This window comes from Stenotrophomonas sp. SI-NJAU-1 (assembly GCF_020883215.1).
In the GTDB taxonomy this organism is placed as follows: domain Bacteria; phylum Pseudomonadota; class Gammaproteobacteria; order Xanthomonadales; family Xanthomonadaceae; genus Stenotrophomonas; species Stenotrophomonas indicatrix.
In genome coordinates, this window is sequence record NZ_CP086598.1 from 936,951 (window position 1) to 955,550 (window position 18,600).

Consider the following 18,600-nt stretch of genomic DNA (forward strand, 5'->3'; position numbering starts at 1 on the left):
AAAAGGCCGCGATCCCGACGGACCGCGGCCTTGTCGTTTATGGCATTGCCAGGATCAGCGCTGCTGGATCTTCGACAGCAGGCGCAGGAACTCCACATACAGCCAGACCAGGGTCACCATCAGGCCGAATGCGCCATACCATTCCATGTACTTTGGCGCGCGCTGGGCCACGCCGGTTTCGATGAAGTCGAAATCCAGCACCAGGTTCAGCGCGGCCACGACCACCACGAACAGGCTGAAGGCGATGCCCCAGCCGCTTGAGGAATGGATCAGCGGCACTTGGATGTTGAAGAACGACAACACGAACGAGGCCAGGTACAGCAGGGCGATGCCGCCTGTGGCGGCGACCACGCCGAGCTTGAAGTTCTCGGTGGCCTTGATCAGGCCGCTGCGGTAGGCGAACAGCAGTGCGAACAGGGTGCCGAAGGTCAGCAGCACGGCCTGGAACACGATGCCCGGGAACTTCATGTTGAACACGGCCGAGATGGCACCCAGGAACAGGCCTTCCACCAGCGCATAGAGCGGTGCGGTGACCGGCGACCACTCCTTCTTGAACACGGTGATCAGGGCCAGCACCAGGCCACCGATCGCCCCGCCCATGGCGTACAGCTTGGCGCCGGCCATCACCTGGCCGTAGTCGTCCACGGTCTGGTTCCAGGCGAAGGCCGCGGTCAGCACGGTCAGCAGCAGCAGGAAGCCGGTCTTGTTGACGGTGCCATTGAGGGTCATGGCCTGGTCGGGGCTGGTCACCACCGAGCCACTGGCCAGATCGAGGAAGGTCGACTCGGAAAGAGCCGGGTTGCCGCTGCGCATGCGAGGTCTCCGTGCGAAAAGGGGGCGATTGGGCCATCCGGCCGCTGGTTGCGAGCATAGCCGATGACTGCGCAAGCCGTGGTCATGGCGGGGCAGGGCTGGGATTGCGCGTTGACAGTTCGCAGGGCGCTTGGCCACAATGGCCAGCTCCCCGGGTCCATGCCCGAGGGGATTGCAACACCGGGGTATAGCGCAGTCTGGTAGCGCGCCTGCTTTGGGAGCAGGATGTCGGGGGTTCGAATCCCTCTACCCCGACCAATCCCACGTCACGTCGGATTGGACGCCGTTCCGGTTCGGGCGCCCGTAGCTCAACTGGATAGAGCACCGGCCTTCTAAGCCGGCGGTTACAGGTTCGATTCCTGTCGGGCGCGCCATTGGTGCGACACCGGAACGTAGCTGGCGGATGTGAAGAAGTGCTTGCAAAAGCATGCAGACTCCACCAGAATGTCGGACTCGCTTCGGCGGACCTGAACTTCGGTGACAGTCCTCGGGCAACGTATCAAGCGTCAGCGTCGGCAGCATTGGCGGTGAAGCGAAAGTTTCAGTGGTGGCTGTAGCTCAGTTGGTTAGAGTACCGGATTGTGATTCCGGTGGTCGGGGGTTCGAATCCCCTCAGCCACCCCACTGATTCAACCGCATCGGCATCGCCGAAACGGTATTGCAATAAACAGGTCGCCGGCTATAATGTGCGCCTGAGTTTCAAGGGCTGTTAGCTCAGTTGGTAGAGCAGTTGACTCTTAATCAATAGGTCCAAGGTTCGAATCCTTGACAGCCCACCAAGACAGAAGCCATCGGAATCGCCCGGTGGCTTTTTTCTTCAAGATGTAACCCTTCGCGATGGATCGCCGGTTGCAGTGCTTGTTTCAACGACGTTGAAGAAAGTGCTTGCAACGCCCTCGCGGATCGGGTCATAATTCGCCCCCCGATTTCGGGCTGTTAGCTCAGTTGGTAGAGCAGTTGACTCTTAATCAATAGGTCCAAGGTTCGAATCCTTGACAGCCCACCAGACGAAAGCCACTTGGTCCGCCAAGTGGCTTTTTTCTTTATGTCTCCGCTGGCGTGCAGCCGGCTGGGGGTAGCCCCTTGAGTCAAGGGGCGCGGCGAAGCCGGGGGATGTGGGCGTTGGTGAGAGGGGCCCGCGGTGCGCAGCAGCGCGTGGGGCGGCAGCGCGAATGCGCAGCCGCGTCCCCAAGGTTCGAATCCTTGACAGCCCACCAGACGAAAGCCACTTGGTCCGCCAAGTGGCTTTTTCTTGCCTGCGGCAGCGTCGGTAGATCCCCGTCATGGGTGGATATCGCAGGCATTGATGGGTTCATCCACGCATGGCGTGGATCTACTGAAGCGTGGCTGAAATCAGCGTCACATGCGTCATCAGCATCTTCAATGCTGTGAGCTGCTTCTCACCGGTTGCTGCCGGCATCGCTCCCAATAGGTGTTCCGCGCCGAAGGCGCATGCATGAGGAGTGCTTCGATGACGTTCAACAAGAGCACGGGCGTGATGCTGTCCGGCCTGGTGGTGATCGCGCTGTCAGGCTGCAGGGCGGACGAGGCGGCAACCGCCGCTGCACCGGACTACGCGCGGACGGTCGAGCGATCTGCGGATGTCGACCACATCGCGGCACAGCCGGTGGAGGGTCGCGACGCCACGCAGTCGACCGGGTCGACAGGGGAGGCGCTGCCTGCTGGCGCGGTTGAAATGACGCGCTCCGTCGATGGCGCGACGCTGGAAACGCCCAGCGACGATGCGGCTGGCGGCACTGCGGGCAAAGCACCGAAGCCCGCGCCGGTCGCCCACTGACCCGGATCGGCCTGGGCCGGGATGAGCCCAGGCCGGCTCCAAAGGGTGATTTCCCTGTTCAGTTTTGTGGAAGCCTTCCGCTTTCCGCCCCCGCCTGCAACAATGAACACCTGAGCCGGCCACGCGAAAGTGGCGGAATTGGTAGACGCCCTGGATTTAGGTTCCAGTGCCGCAAGGCGTGGGGGTTCGAGTCCCCCCTTTCGCACCAGGCCGGCCCGTCCCCCGCCCAGTCGGGCATTCCGCGTCAACCCCTGCGCCTGGCCGTGCTGGCGGCGCCGCCCGAATTGGGCGAAACTAAAGGGCTGCGGCAAGCAGGCGCGTCATCGACGTCGTGTCCTTACAACCGTTTCATCCATCATCGAGCCGGGGGCCAGGGCGCCACCGGTGGCAGGAGTCAACATGCAAGCTTCGATCGAAACCATCGGCAACCTGGAACGCCGCCTGAGCTTCTCGCTGCCGGAAGACCGTCTGCAGAGCCACATCAACGGCCGCCTGGGCGAAATCGCCCGCACCACCCGCATCAAGGGTTTCCGTCCGGGCAAAGTGCCGGCCAAGGTGATCGAGCAGCGCTTCGGCGCGCAGGTCCGTGGCGAGGCGCTGGACGGCCTGCTGCGCGAAACCTTCGACGCCGCCGTGCGTGAGCACGACCTGCGCATTGTCGGCAGCCCGCGCATCGACAAGGGTGACGAGGGTGAGTTCTCCTTCGTGGCCACCGTCGAAGTGGTGCCGGACTTCGGTGACATCGACGTCAGCAAGCTGACCGTGGTGCGCCACACCGCCGAAATCACCGATGCCGACATCGACCAGATGATCGAGAACCTGCAGGCGCAGCGTCGCAGCTGGTCGCCGGTCACCCGCGCCGCACAGGACGGCGACCTGGTCGCACTGGAAACCTGGTCGCAGGCCGGGGACGAGCGCCTGCCGGCCGAAGGCACCGAGAAGGGCAGCATCGTGCTCGGCCAGGGCATGATGTTCGAGACCATCGAGCAGGGCCTGGTCGGCATGGCCAAGGACGAAGAGAAGACCCTGGACGTCGAGTTCCCGGCTGACTGGCGCGTGCCGGCGCTGGCGGGCAAGACCGTGCAGGTCACCGTCAAGGTCAGCGACGTCTCCGAGCCTGTCGTGCCGGCCGTCGATGAAGCCTTCATTAAGAGCTTCGGCGTGAAGGGTGGCGACGTCGAGCAGTTCCGCAGCGACATCCGCGCCAACCTCGAGCGTGAGCTGAAGGGCGCACTGATGAACCGCCTGCGTCGTGAAGTCGGCGAGCAGCTGATCGCGGCCTATTCGTCGGTGGAAATGCCGCCGCGCCTGGTCGAGAACGAAGCCCGCGCCATGCTGGCCCAGCAGGTCGAGCAGATCCGCCGCAGTGGCCGCAACCCGGGCGAGATCCCGGCTGACGCCCACGAAGGCTTCAAGGACGCTGCCGCCAAGCGCGTGCTGGTCGGCCTGGTGGTGGGCGAAGTGGCCCGCAGCAACGACCTGCGCCTGGAGCCGAAGCGTCTGAATGAAACGATGCGTCTGATCGCCTCGACCTACGAAGAGCCGGAACAGGTCATTGAGATGTACCGCAACGACCCCCAGCTGATGTCTGGCCTGCAGAACCGCGTGATGGAAGAGCAGGTGATCGACTGGATCGCCGAGCGCGCCCAGCACACTGAAGAAAAGCTGTCGTTCCAGGACGCGATCCGCCAGTAATCCCTGGCGGATTGCCGGATACCCCGCGCCAGCCCTGGCGCGGGGGTGTTTCCCCCCAAGATAGGTACCTCACGAAATGGACAACCGAACCAAAGCCCTGAACATGGTTCCCATGGTGGTCGAGCAGACCAGCCGCGGCGAGCGTGCCTACGACATCTATTCGCGCCTGTTGAAGGAGCGCCTGATCTTCCTGGTTGGCCCGATCGACGATCACATGGCCAACGTGGTGGTGGCGCAGCTGCTGTTCCTGGAAGCGGAAAACCCGGAAAAGGACATCAGCATCTACATCAACTCGCCGGGTGGCGTGGTCACCGCCGGCATGGCGATCTACGACACCATGCAGTACATCAAGCCGGACGTGAGCACCATCTGCGTTGGCCAGGCCGCCTCGATGGGCGCGCTGCTGCTGGCGTCCGGTGCGGCGGGCAAGCGCTATGCGCTGCCGAACTCGCGGGTGATGATCCACCAGCCGCTGGGTGGCTTCCAGGGCCAGGCCACCGACATCGACATCCACGCACGCGAGATCCTGACCCTGCGTGCGCGCCTGAACGAAGTGCTGGCCAAGCACACCGGCCAGTCGCTGGAGACCATCGCGCGCGATACCGAGCGCGACAACTTCAAGAGCGCGGTCGATGCGGTCGCCTATGGCCTGGTCGACCAGGTCCTGGAGCGTCGTCCGGAAGAGTCGATCCAGGCCGGCTGACCGGCACTCACGGGGCCATGGCAGGCCCCGTTCCTGCAGGGTCGGGGAGACTGATGTCCCTCCGGCCCTGTGTTATTCTCGAATCGAACCCCCGTTCAGCGGGTGGGGTAACTGGGTAAGCGAAGCATGAGCGAAGACCGCCAAGGTCGTTCCACGGACACCGGCAAGATCCTCTACTGCTCTTTCTGCGGCAAGAGCCAGCATGAAGTGCGCAAGCTGATTGCCGGTCCGAGCGTGTTCATCTGCGATGAGTGCGTGGAGCTGTGCAACGACATCATCCGAGAGGAGCTTGAGGAAAAGGCGCAGTCGGCGCGCAGTTCGCTGCCCAAGCCGCGCGAGATCCTCGAGGTGCTCGACCAGTACGTGATCGGACAGAACCGCGCCAAGCGGACCCTGGCCGTGGCCGTGTACAACCACTACAAGCGCATCGAGAGCCGCCAGAAGAACGACGAAGTCGAGCTGGCGAAGTCGAACATCCTGCTGGTCGGTCCGACCGGTTCGGGCAAGACCCTGCTGGCCGAGACCCTGGCCCGCCTGCTCAACGTGCCGTTCACCATGGCCGACGCCACCACGCTGACCGAAGCCGGTTACGTGGGCGAGGACGTGGAGAACATCATCCAGAAGCTGCTGCAGAAGTGCGACTACGACGTCGAGAAGGCGCAGCAGGGCATCGTCTACATCGATGAAATCGACAAGATCTCGCGCAAGAGCGAGAACCCGTCGATCACCCGCGATGTGTCCGGCGAAGGCGTGCAGCAGGCCCTGTTGAAGCTGATCGAAGGCACCGTGGCCAGCGTTCCGCCGCAGGGTGGGCGCAAGCATCCGCAGCAGGAATTCCTGCAGGTGGACACCAAGAACATCCTGTTCATCTGCGGCGGCGCGTTTGCCGGCCTGGACAAGGTGATCCAGCAGCGTTCCAACGACGCCGGCGGCATCGGTTTCGGTGCCAAGGTGAAGAGCAGCGAGCGCAAGCAGGAAGTGGGCAAGGTGCTGGCTGAAGTCGAGCCGGAAGACCTGATCAAGTTCGGCCTGATTCCCGAGTTCGTGGGCCGCCTGCCGGTGGTCGCGACCCTGGAGGAGCTGGACGAGCCGGCCCTGATCCGCATCCTGACCGAGCCGAAGAACGCCATCACCAAGCAGTTCAAGAAGCTGTTCGAGATGGAGAACGTCGAGCTGGAGTTCCGTCCGGACGCCTTGTCGGCCATCGCCAAGAAGGCGCTCAAGCGCAAGACCGGTGCCCGTGGCCTGCGCACCATCGTCGAATCGGTCCTGCTGGACACCATGTACGACCTGCCGTCGCAGGAAAACGTCAGCAAGGTTGTCGTGGATGAATCGGTGATCGAGCACAAGTCCGAGCCGTACCTGATCTACCAGACCCCGCCGGTCCCTGAACAGAAGGCCGCCGGCGCTGAATGATTCTTTCAACTCGTTGAATAGAAAGAATTTTCTCGGAACGTCTTGCATCTGAAAGCCGATGGCCCCATAACGGGGCCATCGGCTTTTTTTGTCTCCGGAAGATGCCCTCCCGGAGACTGTTTTCCCTTTCCCTGGAGCCCCCATGGCCCGTTCCCCAAGTGAGACCCTCGACCTGCCGGTCCTGCCGCTGCGCGACGTAGTGGTATTCCCGCACATGGTCATCCCGCTGTTCGTCGGCCGCGACAAGTCCATGCACGCGCTGGAACAGGCGATGGAAGCAGACAAGCGCATCCTGCTGCTGGCGCAGAAGTCGGCCGAGACCGATGACCCGCAGGCCGCCGACCTCTACCAGGTCGGCACCCTGGCGCAGGTCCTGCAGCTGCTGAAGCTGCCCGACGGCACCATCAAGGTGCTGGTCGAAGGCTTGTCGCGCGTGCAGGTGACCAGCGTCAGCGAACGCGATGGATCGCTGCACGGCCAGGCCGTGGAAATCGAGGCCGCCGATGCACGCGAGCCGCGCGAGATCGAGGCCATCGCCCGCTCGCTGATGTCGCTGTTCGAGCAGTACGTCAAGACCAACCGCAAGCTGCCACCGGAACTGCTGCAGACCCTGGCCGGCATCGATGAGCCGACACGCCTGGCCGACACCATCGCCGCCCATATCAGCGTGCGGTTGTCGGACAAGCAGCGCCTGCTGGAAACGTTGGCCGTGGGCGAACGCCTGGAGATGCTGGTCGGCCTGGTCGACGGCGAGATCGACGTGCAGCAGATGGAAAAGCGCATCCGCGGCCGCGTGAAGTCGCAGATGGAAAAGAGCCAGCGCGAGTACTACCTCAACGAACAGATGAAGGCCATCCAGAAGGAACTGGGTGACCTGGACGATGCGCCGGGCGAACTGGAAGAGCTGGCGCGCAAGATCGCCGAAGCGGGCATGCCCAAGCCGGTGGAAGCCAAGGCGCGCAACGAGCTCAACAAGCTCAAGCAGATGTCGCCGATGTCTGCCGAAGCAGCGGTCGTGCGCAACTACCTGGAGTGGCTGCTGGGCGTGCCGTGGAAGAAGCGCAGCAAGGTGCGCAAGGACCTGAAGGCCGCGCAGGACACCCTTGATGCCGATCACTACGGCCTGGAGAAGGTCAAGGAACGCATCCTTGAATACCTGGCGGTGCAGTCGCGGGTGAAGCAGATGAAGGGTCCGATCCTGTGCCTGGTCGGGCCGCCGGGCGTGGGCAAGACCTCGCTGGGCCAGTCCATCGCCAAGGCCACCAACCGCAAGTTCGTGCGCATGTCGCTCGGCGGCGTGCGCGATGAAGCCGAGATCCGTGGCCACCGTCGTACCTATGTCGGTTCGATGCCGGGCCGCATCGTGCAGAACCTCAACAAGGTCGGCAGCAAGAACCCGCTGTTCGTGCTGGACGAGATCGACAAGATGTCGATGGACTTCCGTGGCGATCCGTCCTCGGCGCTGCTGGAAGTGCTCGATCCCGAGCAGAACAACGCGTTCAACGACCACTACCTGGAAGTGGACCTGGACCTGTCCGAAGTGATGTTCGTGGCGACCTCCAACTCGCTCAACATCCCCGGCCCGCTGCTGGACCGCATGGAAGTGATCCGCATCCCCGGTTACACCGAGGATGAGAAGCTCAACATCGCCACCCGTTACCTGTCGCCCAAGCAGATCAAGGCCAACGGCCTGAAGCCGGAAGAGCTGGAGATCGGCAGCGATGCGATCCAGGACATCGTGCGCTACTACACGCGCGAATCCGGCGTGCGCAACCTGGAACGCGAGATCGCCAAGATCTGCCGCAAGGTGGTGAAGGAAATCGCGCTGGGTGGGCCGCAGCCGGTGGCGAAGGCGAAGAAGGGCGCGCGCAGGTCCAAGGCGCTGGTGAGCGTGTCGAGCAAGAACCTGGACAAGTACCTGGGCGTGCGTCGCTTCGACTTCGGCCGTGCCGAAGAAGAGAACGAGATCGGCCTGGTCACGGGCCTGGCCTGGACCGAAGTCGGTGGCGATCTGCTGCAGATCGAATCGACGCTGGTACCGGGCAAGGGCCAGCTGATCCTGACCGGCCAGCTCGGCAACGTTATGAAGGAATCAGCGTCAGCGGCTTTGTCGGTGGTGCGTTCGCGCGCCGAGCGCTTCGGCATCGATGCGGACTTCCTGCAGAAGCACGACGTGCACCTGCATGTACCCGATGGTGCGACGCCGAAGGATGGCCCCAGTGCCGGTGCGGCAATGGTGACCTCGCTGGTGTCGATGCTGACCAAGGTTGCCGTGCGCGCCGATGTGGCGATGACCGGCGAAATCACCCTGCGCGGTCGCGTCACCGCGATCGGTGGCCTGAAGGAGAAGCTGCTGGCTGCCCTGCGCGGCGGAATCCGCACGGTGATCATCCCCGATGAGAACCGCAAGGATCTTGCCGACATTCCGGCCAACGTCACCCGCGACCTGGAGATCGTGCCGGTGAAGTACATCGAGGAAGTGCTCGATCTGGCCCTGGAACGTCCGCTGGCGCCGAAGAAGACGCGCAAGAGTGCGCAGCGCGTCACGGTGCGCAGCAAGGCCAAACCGAGTGGAAACGCGCGCGTCAAGCATTGATGCGTCCTGTCGAAATGCTTGAAACCCGCGTCGTTGCTGGCTTTCCAGCTTGCGTGGGGGTAGGGCCGCTGGTATAAAAGCAGCACTCGCGAACGAGTGATCGCAGTCAGCGCTCACTGAATTCGGCGAACCGTTTCCACATGGCAACCGCATGCAGACGTCGTGCGGTTGCTTCCCTGTCGAATACGCGGAACCCACCGCCAAAGGAGTTGTACAGAATGAACAAGACCGAATTGATCGATGCCGTTGCTGAAGCCGCCGACCTGACCAAGGCCGAGTCCAGCCGCGCTGTCGATGCCGTCGTTGCTGCCGTCACCAAGGCGCTGAAGGACGGCGATGCGGTCACCCTGGTTGGCTTCGGTACCTTCCAGGTCCGCGATCGTGCTGCCCGCACCGGCCGCAACCCGAAGACCGGCGACACCATCAAGATTGCTGCTTCGAAGAATCCGTCGTTCAAGGCTGGTAAGGCCCTGAAGGATGCTGTAAACTAAGCGGCTCGCTGGGGTGCTTAGCTCAGCGGTAGAGCGTCTCCTTTACACGGAGAGGGTCGGGGGTTCGAAACCCTCAGCACCCACCACAGCACCGCGGTAAGTTTGAAATGTGGAGCGGTAGTTCAGCTGGTTAGAATGCTGGCCTGTCACGCCGGAGGTCGCGGGTTCGAGTCCCGTCCGCTCCGCCATTTTCAACGAGGCCCCCGGCCGAAAAGCTGGGGGCCTTGTTTTCTCTCCAACCAACCGGTTGCAGAGAAAACAAAGAGGTCTGCAATACGGAGCGGTAGTTCAGCTGGTTAGAATGCTGGCCTGTCACGCCGGAGGTCGCGGGTTCGAGTCCCGTCCGCTCCGCCATTGCAAAACTCTTAAATCCTCGTGAAAAAACTTTGAAAAAAGTGTTCAGCGGGGTAGGTTTTCAGGAAGTCTTCGGATATACTGAGCGCCTGCAAAGTTTCAAGCGCGGAGCGGTAGTTCAGCTGGTTAGAATGCTGGCCTGTCACGCCGGAGGTCGCGGGTTCGAGTCCCGTCCGCTCCGCCAACTCTAAGAGCCCTCGACGCAAGTCGGGGGCTTTTTCTTTGCGCCGTTTCCATCATTCGATGCGGGCGAACGTGCAGATCGCCTGGGCCGGAGGCCGGCAGGCCCCGCTGGCACTGCTTTTGGTCCGCGCCACGAAGCGGGTTACACTGCCGGGCTCGCCAATCAAGCCTTGTGATTCCTCACCATGCTGCAGAAACTCCGCGACAAGACCTCAGGCTGGATCGTTACCGTGATCCTGGGGCTGCTGATGATTCCGTTCCTGTTCGTGATCGACAACAGCTACCTCGGTGGCGTCGGCGCACAGAACGTCGCCAAGGTTTCGGCACCGCCGACCTGGTGGCGCTCTGCACCGTCCTGGTGGCCGGTGCGCATGATGTGGCAGCACCATGAGATCAGTGCACAGGACTTCCGCACCCGTTTCGAGCAGGAACGCATGCGTGAACGCCAGCAGCAGGGCGAGAACTTCGATCCACGCGCGTTCGAAAGCACCGAGAACAAGCTGGCCGTGCTCGACCAGTTGATCGACGAGCAGGTCGTGCGCCTGGTCGGTGAGCAGGCCGGTGTCGTGATTGGCGACGGCGCTGTGCGCGAATACATCACCACCATTCCGGGCTTCCTGGGCGCCGATGGCAAGTTCAGCGAAAGCAATTACCGCCTGGCCCTGGCCGGTGGCAATCCGCCGCGCACGCCCACCCAGTTCCAGGAACTGGTCCGTGAGAGCCTGCAGCAGTCGGTGATCCCGTCGGGCCTGCAGAATTCCGGCTTTGTCACCCAGGCCGAGACCGAGCGTCTGTTGAAGCTGCTGGGCGAAACCCGCGATGTGGAACTGGCCGCGCTGCCGGAAGTTCCGGTGGATACCGCGCCGGTGACCGATGCGCAGATCAAGCAGTGGTACGACAGCCATGGCAAGGATTTCCGCCAGGCCGAATCGGTGTCGCTGGAATATGTCGAGCTCAACGGTGCCAACCTGCCGGCACCGACCGCAGCTGACGAAGCGACGCTGCGCAAGCGCTATGAAGACGAAAAGGCCAAGTTCACGACGCCGGAACAGCGCCAGGCGGCGCACATCCTGATCACCGGCGACGGTGCTGAAGCCAAGGCCGCCAAGCTGGCTGTCGAAGCCAAGGCGGCAGGTGCCGACTTTGCCGCGCTGGCCAAGGCGAACTCGGAAGATCCTGGTTCCAAGGCGCAGGGCGGTGACCTGGGCTGGGTGGAACGGGGTGCGATGGTCAAGCCGTTCGAAGATGCGCTGTTTGGTGCCAAGGCGGGTGAGGTGATCGGCCCGGTCAAGACCGACTTCGGTTACCACATCATCAAGGTCGCAGCGGTTCGTGGCGGCCAGGGCAAGTCCTTCGAAGAAGTACGCGACACCTTGGCTGCCGAGCAGCTGAAGGCCGACGGCGAGCGTGGCTTCAACGATCTGGCGGGCCGCCTGGTCGATGCCATCAACAAGAGCCCGAGTGATCTGGCCGCGGCCGCCAAGGCGGTCGGCCTCTCGATGCAGACGCTGGGCCCGATCACGCGCACGACCGCCACCGGCATTGCCGCTGATCCGGCCGTGCTGCGTGCCGCCTTCTCCGACGTCCTGGTGCAGGACGGTACCGCCAGCGATCCGATCGCGCTGGGCGGCAGCAGCAACCACAGCGTAGTGATCCGCGTTGCCGCGCATACCCCGGAGCAGGCACTGCCGCTGGACAAGGCGCGTGAGCAGGTGATCGCCGCGATCCGTGCCGACCGTCAGCGCCAGGCCGGTGACAAGGCCGCCGATGCCCTGCTGGCCAAGCTGAAGGCCGGCGCGACCCTGCAGTCGCTGGCTGCCAGCGAGAAGCTGCAGCTGAGCCCGATGCCGGGCCTGCCGCGCAGCCAGCCGGTGCCGACTCCGGAGATCAACCGTGCAATCTTCAGTGCGCCGCTGCCTGCCGAAGGCAAGCCGAGCTACGGCAAGGTCGACGTCAACGGCCATGCGCTGGTCTTCGCGGTGAACAAGGTCAACCCGGGCGACATCAAGGAAGTGACCGCCGAGCAGCAGAAGCAGTTGAAGGACCAGCTGAGCCAGATCGACGGCATGGCTGCGGCCAAGGCCTACATCGAGGCGATGCGCAAGCGCTTCCTGGTGCAGACCACCGAAGCGAACCTGTAAGCCCTCCGGCGAGCAGGAACGAAAAGGCCCGGCATTGCCGGGCCTTTTTTGTTGTCGCAGCCCTGATCGATCCGTGACCTGCGCGATGAGTGCCGACCAGGGTCGGCCGCTACCAGAAGCGAAGCGACCTGCTCCTGCTCTTCATCTTCCAATCCGTGGGTGGTGCCACCGGAAACCATCAGGGGACGGGCGGGGTGGGCGCGCGGGGGTGTCCGCGGCATGGATGCCGCGGCCAAGCCACCAAGGATGGGTTCACGGCGTCCCCCGTGGGTCCACCTCGCTCGTCCCAACTCATGAATGCTGCTGCCGCCACCCGCGAGGGGCTTCGCCGTTGGCCGGAAACCACGCGGCAGCGCCGCACCGACCTCAGTCTTCGACGCGCAGTACCGCGCCCGGCTTCAGCACGCTGCTGCCGCTCAAGCCGTTCAGCGACAACAGCGCCTTCACCGGCATGCCGTAGCGGCGGGCGATGGTCCAGGCCGATTCACCGTTGCGCACGGTGTGGCGACGGTTGCGCGGGCGATCGGCAGCCGACGCGACCACCTTGGCCACCTGCGGGCTCGGCGCGGCGCTGGCGGTGCTGGCCAGTGTGGTGGCAACGGCCGTGCTGGCGATGTTGGCAACGTCCGCGTTGGACGCCGAAACCGGAGCCAGTACGCGGGCCGCGCCCGACGGGCGGTTGCCAGCGGCCAGTGCCGGATTCAGACGGGCGATCTTCGCCGGGTCCAGCGCGCGCTGCGCGGCCCATTGCTGGACGCTGGTGCCCGCCGGCAGGGTGTGGTCCTTCAGCACCGGCACGGTGCGGTCCAGCGAGGCCATCACGCCCGGCTGGTCTTCCACGTCTTCCAGCACGCAGGCCAGGGCATGCAGCTTCTCGACGTAGGCATGGGTGACCGGCGACAGCCCGGGCAGGCTTGCCGGCTTGGCGTTCTGCGCATTCATGCCGGCCTTGCGCATGGACTGCAGCACGCGGTACTCGCCCGCGTTGTAGGCCATGGTGGCCAGGCGCCAGTCACCGCCGAACATGCCATGCAGGGTCTTCAGGTAGCGCACGGCGGCCTGGGTGGACTCCACTGCCGACAGCCGGCCGTCGTAGTTGTTGCTCATCGGTACGCGATGGTTGCGTGCCGTGGTGGCGATGAACTGCCACAGGCCGGTCGGGCCGCTGCCGTTGCGGGCATTGGGCCGGTAGCCACTTTCGACGAAGGGAATCAGGGCGAATTCGGTGGGCAGGTTGGCTTTGCGCAGCTCTTCGACCACGTAGCCGAACAGCACCAGCGCGTCGTCATCCTGGTTGGCCAACCGCGAAGGCGCATGGGCGAACTGCTTCTGCCAGCGCGGGCTGGTGGCCTCGGCGTCGCAGCTCGGCTCGGCCAGGCCGTCGCGGAAGCTGGAAAAGATTTCCTGGCCATTGCGTACCGATGCGGCCGGCAGCGTTGACGGATCCAGCGGCAGGGCCGAGGCGGCGGTCAGGTTCTGGCTGATGCCGGCGCCCAGCGATTGTGCGCCGGCAGTTCCGGCCAACCCCAGGATCAGACCCAGGGCCAGCGGCAGACTTCGGCGACTCATGCGCGGAAGCCGTCTTTCCAGTGCCGGAGACCGGCCATGACGTCGACGTCGTCCACGACTTCGCGCCCCAGGTGCGCCGACACGGCAGCGCGGATGGGCGCCGTGTGGGTACGCAGGAACGGATTGCAGGCAATTTCATCGGCCAGGGATACTGGCAGGGTGGAACGGTCATCGCGGCGCATGGCCAAAGCCTCCTCTTGGCGCTGCAGCAAGGCAGCGTTGGCGGGGTCGACATGCCGCGCGAAGACGGCATTTGACACGGTGTACTCGTGAGCGCAACACAGCAGCAGTTGCGCGGGCAGGGCACCCAGCTTGCGCATCGATGCCAGCAGCTGGGACGGCGTACCTTCGAACAGGCGTCCACAGCCCAGGCTGAACAACGAATCTCCGCTGAAAAGCTGTTCAGCGGTGTGAAACGCGATGTGGCTGCGGGTGTGCCCGGGGACGGATAGTACGTGGAACATCCGGCCCAGTGCCTGAACACGTTCACCTTCACCGACCCGCTCGGTGGCCATCGGGATGCGCTCGTCGACCGGTGCGACCACGCGCACGCCGGGAAAACGCGCCTGCAGCGCCGGTACCCCGCCGATGTGATCGTCGTGGTGATGGGTGAGCAGGATGGTGTCCACGCGCACGCCTTGGGCAGCCAGCGCCAGTACCGGCGCAGCGTCGCCGGGATCGACGACCACGGCAGCACCGTCGTCGGCGATCAGCATCCAGATGTAATTGTCCGCAAATGCGGGCAGGGCAGTCAGTCGCATAGAATTGGACCATGCCCGCGCTGCAGAGCACCCGTCAAGCGAGCCAGGCCCCGTGGTTCGACAGTGAACCGGCGGAGGCCCTGCGCGTGCTCGAACGGCAGCTGCTGCTGCCGCAGCTGTCGCTGCTGCCGACCCGGCCCTGGTTGTGGATCGCCCCCAGCGCCGCCTGGCTGGCGGATGCGCAGCTGGGCGGTCGGGGCCTGCGCCTGCATCGCCAGGGCAGTGGTTACGCCGGCGATACCCGCTGTGCCCTGCCGTTGCCGCTGCCCAACGAGAGCGTCAACGCCATCGTGCTGCAGCATGTGACCGTCGGCGATGCCGACCATCTGCTGGACGAATGCGAGCGCGTGCTGATGCCCGGCGGCCATCTGTGGCTGACCAGCCTCAACCCGTTCAGCCCGTTCCGCACGCGCTGGCGCCAGCACGGGCTGGTGGTGCGCACGCCGCAGCGGATCCGCCAGCTGCTTGAGCGCCATGGGCTGGAATGCGAGGACATGCGTTACCTGGGGCCGATGTGGCAGGGTGCCGGCAGCCGCCGTCGCGGCGGCTGGGCCCCCCTGCGCGCGGCCTGCCTGTTCCACGCTGAAAAACGCACGCTGGCCCTGCCCGGGCCGACCCCGTTGCCCGTGCGCTGGCACGGCACCGTTGCTACCTGATCTGGAGTTGTATTGAAAACCATCGAAATCCACACCGACGGTTCCTGCCTTGGCAATCCTGGCCCCGGTGGCTGGGCGGCGCTGCTGCGCTACAAGGGGCATGAGCGTGAACTGAGCGGTGGTGAGGCGCATACCACCAACAATCGGATGGAGCTGATGGCGGCCATTTCCGGACTGGAGTCGCTGACCGAACCCTGCCAGATCGTCCTCTACACCGATTCGCAGTACGTACGGCAGGGCCTGACCCAGTGGTTGCCGGGCTGGATCCGCAAGAACTGGAAGACCGCCGGCGGTGACCCGGTGAAGAACCGTGAACTGTGGGAGCGCCTGCAGGCCGCCACGCTGCGGCACCAGATCGACTGGCGCTGGGTGAAAGGCCATTCCGGCGACCCGGACAATGAACGCGTGGATACCCTGGCCCGCAACGCCGCGATCCAGATCCGCGACGGCAGCCCGGTAAACTGAGCCCATGCGTCAGATCATCCTTGATACCGAAACCACCGGCCTGGAGTGGAAGAAGGGCAACCGCGTCGTCGAAATCGGCTGCGTCGAGCTGTTCAAGCGCCGCCCGACCGGCAATACCTATCACCAGTACCTGAAGCCGGACTGCGAATTCGAACAGGGTGCGCAGGAAGTGACCGGCCTCACCCTGGAATTCCTCGCCGACAAGCCGGAGTTCGCGCAGGTCGTGGAGGAGTTCCTGGCCTTCATCGATGGCGCCGAGCTGATCATCCACAACGCCGCGTTCGACCTGGGCTTCCTCGACAATGAGCTTTCCCTGTTGGGAGAGCAGTACGGGAAGATCACCGACCGCTGCACGGTGATCGATACCCTGGCGCTGGCGCGCGAGCGCTTCCCGGGCCAGCGCAACTCGCTCGACGCCCTGTGCAAGCGGCTGGGCGTGGACAACTCGCACCGCGCCCTGCATGGCGGTCTGCTGGATGCGCAGATCCTGGGTGATGTGTACATCGCGTTGACCTCGGGCCAGGAGGAGATCGGCTTCGGGCTGGGCGATGACGATGCCGGTGGCGCTGCCGCGTTGCAGGCGTTCGATGCATCCAAGCTGCTGCCGCGGCCGCGCGTGGTGGCCACGCCGTCGGAGCAGGAAGCGCATGCGGCGCGTCTGGAGCGGCTGCGCAAGAAGGCCGGCCACGCGCTGTGGGACGGCCCGAAGGTGGAAGAGGCCGCGAGCGCGTAGGCGCAGCGGTGGCGTGCGAAATGCAGCCACGCATGGCGTGGCTCTACTGTAGATCCACGCCCTGCATGGGTTAGTGGCAGCGCACCAGGATGACGGTGATGTTGTCCGATGAAGCGCCAGCGCAATCGCGCTGGCGCCCCACAATCCGCGCTGCAAATCGTGGGCCCCGTCTCACCAGCACCCAGATCCCCGCCGCTTCGCGGCCGCCCCCTGACTCAGGGGGCTTGCCTCCAGCCGGCATCAGTGGCAGCGCACCAGGATCACGGTGATGTTGTCCGAGCCGCCGCCGTCGAGGGCGGAGGCGACCAGGCTGTCCACGCATTCCTGTGCGCTGGCGTCGTCGAAGGCGAGGGTGCGGGCGATGCCGCGGTCATCCACTTCCTCGGTCAGGCCATCACTGCACAGCAGCAACTGCATGCCCGGGCGCAGCTCGCCGCTGGTGGTCGCCACGTTAAGGTGTGCCGGGTCGGTGACGCCCAGTGCCTGGGTGACCACGTTGCGGTGAGGATGGGCGCGCGCCTGCTCGGCGGTCAGGTTGCCCTGCGCGACCAGTTCCTGCACCACGCTGTGGTCCTGGCTGAGCTGTGCAAGCTGGCCATCGCGCCACAGATAGGCGCGGCTGTCGCCGACCCAGGCCACTTCGTAACGGTTGCCCTGCACCCGTGCAGCGACCACGGTGGTGCCCATCGGCAGGCTGTCGTTGCGCCGGCGCGAGGCGCGGATGATCTCTTCGTCGGCGGTGCGGATCGCCTGCGCCAACGGCGCGCCACGGCGGATCTCACGGACGATGGTCTCGCGCGCCAGTGCGCTGGCCACCTCGCCGCAGGCGTGCCCGCCCATGCCGTCGGCTACCAGCCACAGGGCCAGCTCGCCGTCACCGTAATAGGTGTCCTCATTGAGCTCGCGGCGCAGGCCGGGGTGGGTGAGATGTCCGAATTCGATCATGGTGGGTGCTGGGCGAGGGGGTAATGCCGGGGAGAACGGCATCATCACGGCCAAGCGGACATCCGGCAAGCCATGCAGTCAGGAAAATTTCACTTCATTGGGCGCAATGACTTGTCGTCAGCCGCGCTTCCTCGTATGATGCGCGTCCCCGGTTCGCCGGGGAACATCTGGAGAGGTGGCAGAGCGGTTGAATGTACCTGACTCGAAATCAGGCAGGCGTTTATAGCGCCTCGGGGGTTCGAATCCCCCCCTCTCCGCCAGATTAAAAAAGAAGGGCTGCCGAAAGGCAGCCCTTCTTTTTTAATCTGGCGCGGGGATGCGACGACGCTTCGCGCGTCGCCCCAAACGTTGCGATGCAACGTTCGGGCCCCTCCCTTTGCCGGCCTCTCCCCGCCCCTGTCGGGGCAGCCCCTCAACAGAGGGGCTTGCTGCTCCAGATGGCTTTGCGTCAACTTGCACGGATCGGTGGCTTTTTAATCTGGCGCGGGGATGCGACGACGCTTCGCGCGTCGCCCCAAACGTTGCGATGCAACGTTCGGGCCCCTCCCTTTGCCGGCCTCTCCCCGCCCCTGTCGGGGCAGCCCCTCAACAAAGGGGCTTGCTGCTCCAGATGGCTTTGCGTCAACTTGCACGGATTGGTGGCTTTTTTATCTGGCGCGGGGATGCGACGACGCTTCGCGCGTCGCCCCAAACGTTGCGATGCAACGTTCGGGCCCTCCCGTTGCCGGCCTCCCTGCGGATGCTTCAGTAGATCCACGCCATGCGTGGATGCCGTTCGCGTGCGGCGGGTTACCATGTACGTCATCACCTGCTGGAGCCGCCACGATGACCGCTGAAATCCTCGTCCCCGTTTCATTCGGCGAGCTGCTGGACAAGATCTCGATCCTGCAGATCAAGTCCGAGCGCATCAGTGACGAAGGCAAGCTGGCCAACGTACGCAAGGAGCTGTCCGCGCTGGAAACCACGTGGATGGCGCACCCTGCGGCAGTGAAGGACATCGCCAAGCTGCGCGCCGAGCTGAAGACGGTCAACGAGCAGCTGTGGGAGATCGAGGACGACATCCGCCTGAAGGACAAGGCGCAGGCCTTCGATCAGGGGTTCATCGACCTGGCGCGCAGCGTGTACCTGCGCAACGACGAACGCGCACGCATCAAGAAGGCGATCAACCTGGCGCTGGGTTCGGCGTACGTGGAAGAGAAGTCCTACCAGGATTACACGCAGCGCGCGTAATCCCGGGCGGCCCGACGCAGTAGATCCAGGCCATGCGTGGATGGATCTCCC

At 64.5% G+C, this 18,600-nt stretch carries 15 protein-coding genes and 11 tRNA genes; 22 read left to right on the top strand and 4 right to left on the bottom strand.

The annotated features are described in order from the left end of the window. Positions 1-54: 54 nt before the first annotated feature. Positions 55-813 (bottom strand): Bax inhibitor-1/YccA family protein, encoded by a 759-nt coding sequence (locus LMF57_RS04175; RefSeq protein ID WP_229290947.1) that lies wholly within the window; start codon positions 811-813, stop codon positions 55-57. Positions 814-994: 181 nt separating this feature from the next. On the opposite strand from LMF57_RS04175, the gene LMF57_RS04180 reads away from it, so the two are divergent. The 17 genes from LMF57_RS04180 (at position 995) to LMF57_RS04260 (ending at position 12,190) form a co-directional block, all read left to right on the top strand. Further along, a tRNA-Pro gene (locus LMF57_RS04180) sits at positions 995-1,071 on the top strand. Between the two features lie 39 nt (positions 1,072-1,110). Beyond that, positions 1,111-1,187: transfer RNA gene (locus LMF57_RS04185), tRNA-Arg, on the top strand. 173 nt (positions 1,188-1,360) lie between these two features. Next, positions 1,361-1,437 (top strand) — tRNA-His (locus tag LMF57_RS04190). Positions 1,438-1,516: 79 nt separating this feature from the next. Next, a tRNA-Lys gene (locus LMF57_RS04195) sits at positions 1,517-1,592 on the top strand. A gap of 151 nt (positions 1,593-1,743) precedes the next feature. Beyond that, positions 1,744-1,819, top strand: a tRNA-Lys gene (locus tag LMF57_RS04200). Between the two features lie 465 nt (positions 1,820-2,284). After that, positions 2,285-2,611 carry a hypothetical protein gene (locus LMF57_RS04205; RefSeq protein ID WP_208083264.1) on the top strand — a complete coding sequence of 109 codons (327 nt, stop codon included), beginning with the start codon at positions 2,285-2,287 and terminating at the stop codon, positions 2,609-2,611. 123 nt (positions 2,612-2,734) lie between these two features. Continuing rightward, positions 2,735-2,819 (top strand) — tRNA-Leu (locus LMF57_RS04210). 191 nt (positions 2,820-3,010) lie between these two features. After that, positions 3,011-4,306, top strand: a complete 1,296-nt coding sequence (gene tig, locus LMF57_RS04215; protein WP_208083265.1) for a trigger factor — start codon at positions 3,011-3,013, stop codon at positions 4,304-4,306. A gap of 76 nt (positions 4,307-4,382) precedes the next feature. Then, positions 4,383-5,009 (top strand): ATP-dependent Clp endopeptidase proteolytic subunit ClpP, encoded by a 627-nt coding sequence (gene clpP / locus LMF57_RS04220; RefSeq protein WP_025878142.1) that lies wholly within the window; start codon positions 4,383-4,385, stop codon positions 5,007-5,009. A gap of 126 nt (positions 5,010-5,135) precedes the next feature. Further along, positions 5,136-6,425: an ATP-dependent Clp protease ATP-binding subunit ClpX gene (gene clpX, locus LMF57_RS04225; RefSeq protein ID WP_025878143.1), complete on the top strand. Its 1,290-nt coding sequence runs from the start codon at positions 5,136-5,138 to the stop codon at positions 6,423-6,425. Between the two features lie 142 nt (positions 6,426-6,567). Then, positions 6,568-9,021 carry an endopeptidase La gene (lon, locus tag LMF57_RS04230; protein ID WP_132825808.1) on the top strand — a complete coding sequence of 818 codons (2,454 nt, stop codon included), beginning with the start codon at positions 6,568-6,570 and terminating at the stop codon, positions 9,019-9,021. 218 nt (positions 9,022-9,239) lie between these two features. After that, the gene (locus tag LMF57_RS04235) at positions 9,240-9,512 is read left to right on the top strand and encodes an HU family DNA-binding protein (RefSeq protein ID WP_004146343.1); all 273 of its coding nucleotides are present in this window, start codon (positions 9,240-9,242) and stop codon (positions 9,510-9,512) included. Positions 9,513-9,523: 11 nt separating this feature from the next. Next, positions 9,524-9,598: transfer RNA gene (locus LMF57_RS04240), tRNA-Val, on the top strand. A gap of 25 nt (positions 9,599-9,623) precedes the next feature. Then, positions 9,624-9,700: transfer RNA gene (locus tag LMF57_RS04245), tRNA-Asp, on the top strand. Positions 9,701-9,789: 89 nt separating this feature from the next. Beyond that, a tRNA-Asp gene (locus tag LMF57_RS04250) sits at positions 9,790-9,866 on the top strand. A 107-nt stretch (positions 9,867-9,973) separates the two neighbouring features. Next, positions 9,974-10,050, top strand: a tRNA-Asp gene (locus tag LMF57_RS04255). Between the two features lie 184 nt (positions 10,051-10,234). Next, a complete protein-coding gene (locus LMF57_RS04260) occupies positions 10,235-12,190 on the top strand; it encodes a peptidyl-prolyl cis-trans isomerase (protein WP_229290949.1) in 1,956 nt (651 codons plus the stop codon). Positions 12,191-12,556: 366 nt separating this feature from the next. Here the strand turns inward: LMF57_RS04260 and LMF57_RS04265 are convergent, their stop codons facing one another. After that, positions 12,557-13,759: a lytic transglycosylase domain-containing protein gene (locus LMF57_RS04265; RefSeq protein ID WP_229290950.1), complete on the bottom strand. Its 1,203-nt coding sequence runs from the start codon at positions 13,757-13,759 to the stop codon at positions 12,557-12,559. Then, a complete protein-coding gene (gene gloB, locus LMF57_RS04270) occupies positions 13,756-14,520 on the bottom strand; it encodes a hydroxyacylglutathione hydrolase (protein WP_033830463.1) in 765 nt (254 codons plus the stop codon). The genes LMF57_RS04265 and gloB overlap by 4 nt, the downstream gene beginning before the upstream one ends. An 11-nt stretch (positions 14,521-14,531) precedes the next feature. On the opposite strand from gloB, the gene LMF57_RS04275 reads away from it, so the two are divergent. Genes LMF57_RS04275 through dnaQ form a run of 3 tightly spaced genes read left to right on the top strand, consistent with a single transcriptional unit; the run spans position 14,532 to position 16,374 of the window. Continuing rightward, positions 14,532-15,176, top strand: a complete 645-nt coding sequence (locus tag LMF57_RS04275) for a methyltransferase domain-containing protein (protein WP_025878154.1) — start codon at positions 14,532-14,534, stop codon at positions 15,174-15,176. A gap of 12 nt (positions 15,177-15,188) precedes the next feature. Then, positions 15,189-15,641, top strand: coding sequence for a ribonuclease HI (rnhA, locus tag LMF57_RS04280; protein ID WP_049468386.1), 453 nt, complete (start codon positions 15,189-15,191; stop codon positions 15,639-15,641). Positions 15,642-15,645: 4 nt separating this feature from the next. Continuing rightward, positions 15,646-16,374: a DNA polymerase III subunit epsilon gene (gene dnaQ, locus LMF57_RS04285; protein WP_025878156.1), complete on the top strand. Its 729-nt coding sequence runs from the start codon at positions 15,646-15,648 to the stop codon at positions 16,372-16,374. A 240-nt stretch (positions 16,375-16,614) separates the two neighbouring features. Here the strand turns inward: dnaQ and LMF57_RS04290 are convergent, their stop codons facing one another. Then, positions 16,615-17,319 carry a protein phosphatase 2C domain-containing protein gene (locus LMF57_RS04290; RefSeq protein WP_025878157.1) on the bottom strand — a complete coding sequence of 235 codons (705 nt, stop codon included), beginning with the start codon at positions 17,317-17,319 and terminating at the stop codon, positions 16,615-16,617. Positions 17,320-17,488: 169 nt separating this feature from the next. On the opposite strand from LMF57_RS04290, the gene LMF57_RS04295 reads away from it, so the two are divergent. Together LMF57_RS04295 and LMF57_RS04300 are read left to right on the top strand one after the other, a co-directional pair. Beyond that, positions 17,489-17,579, top strand: a tRNA-Ser gene (locus LMF57_RS04295). A gap of 565 nt (positions 17,580-18,144) precedes the next feature. After that, a complete protein-coding gene (locus LMF57_RS04300) occupies positions 18,145-18,549 on the top strand; it encodes a DUF6165 family protein (RefSeq protein WP_049468383.1) in 405 nt (134 codons plus the stop codon). Positions 18,550-18,600 lie beyond the last annotated feature (51 nt).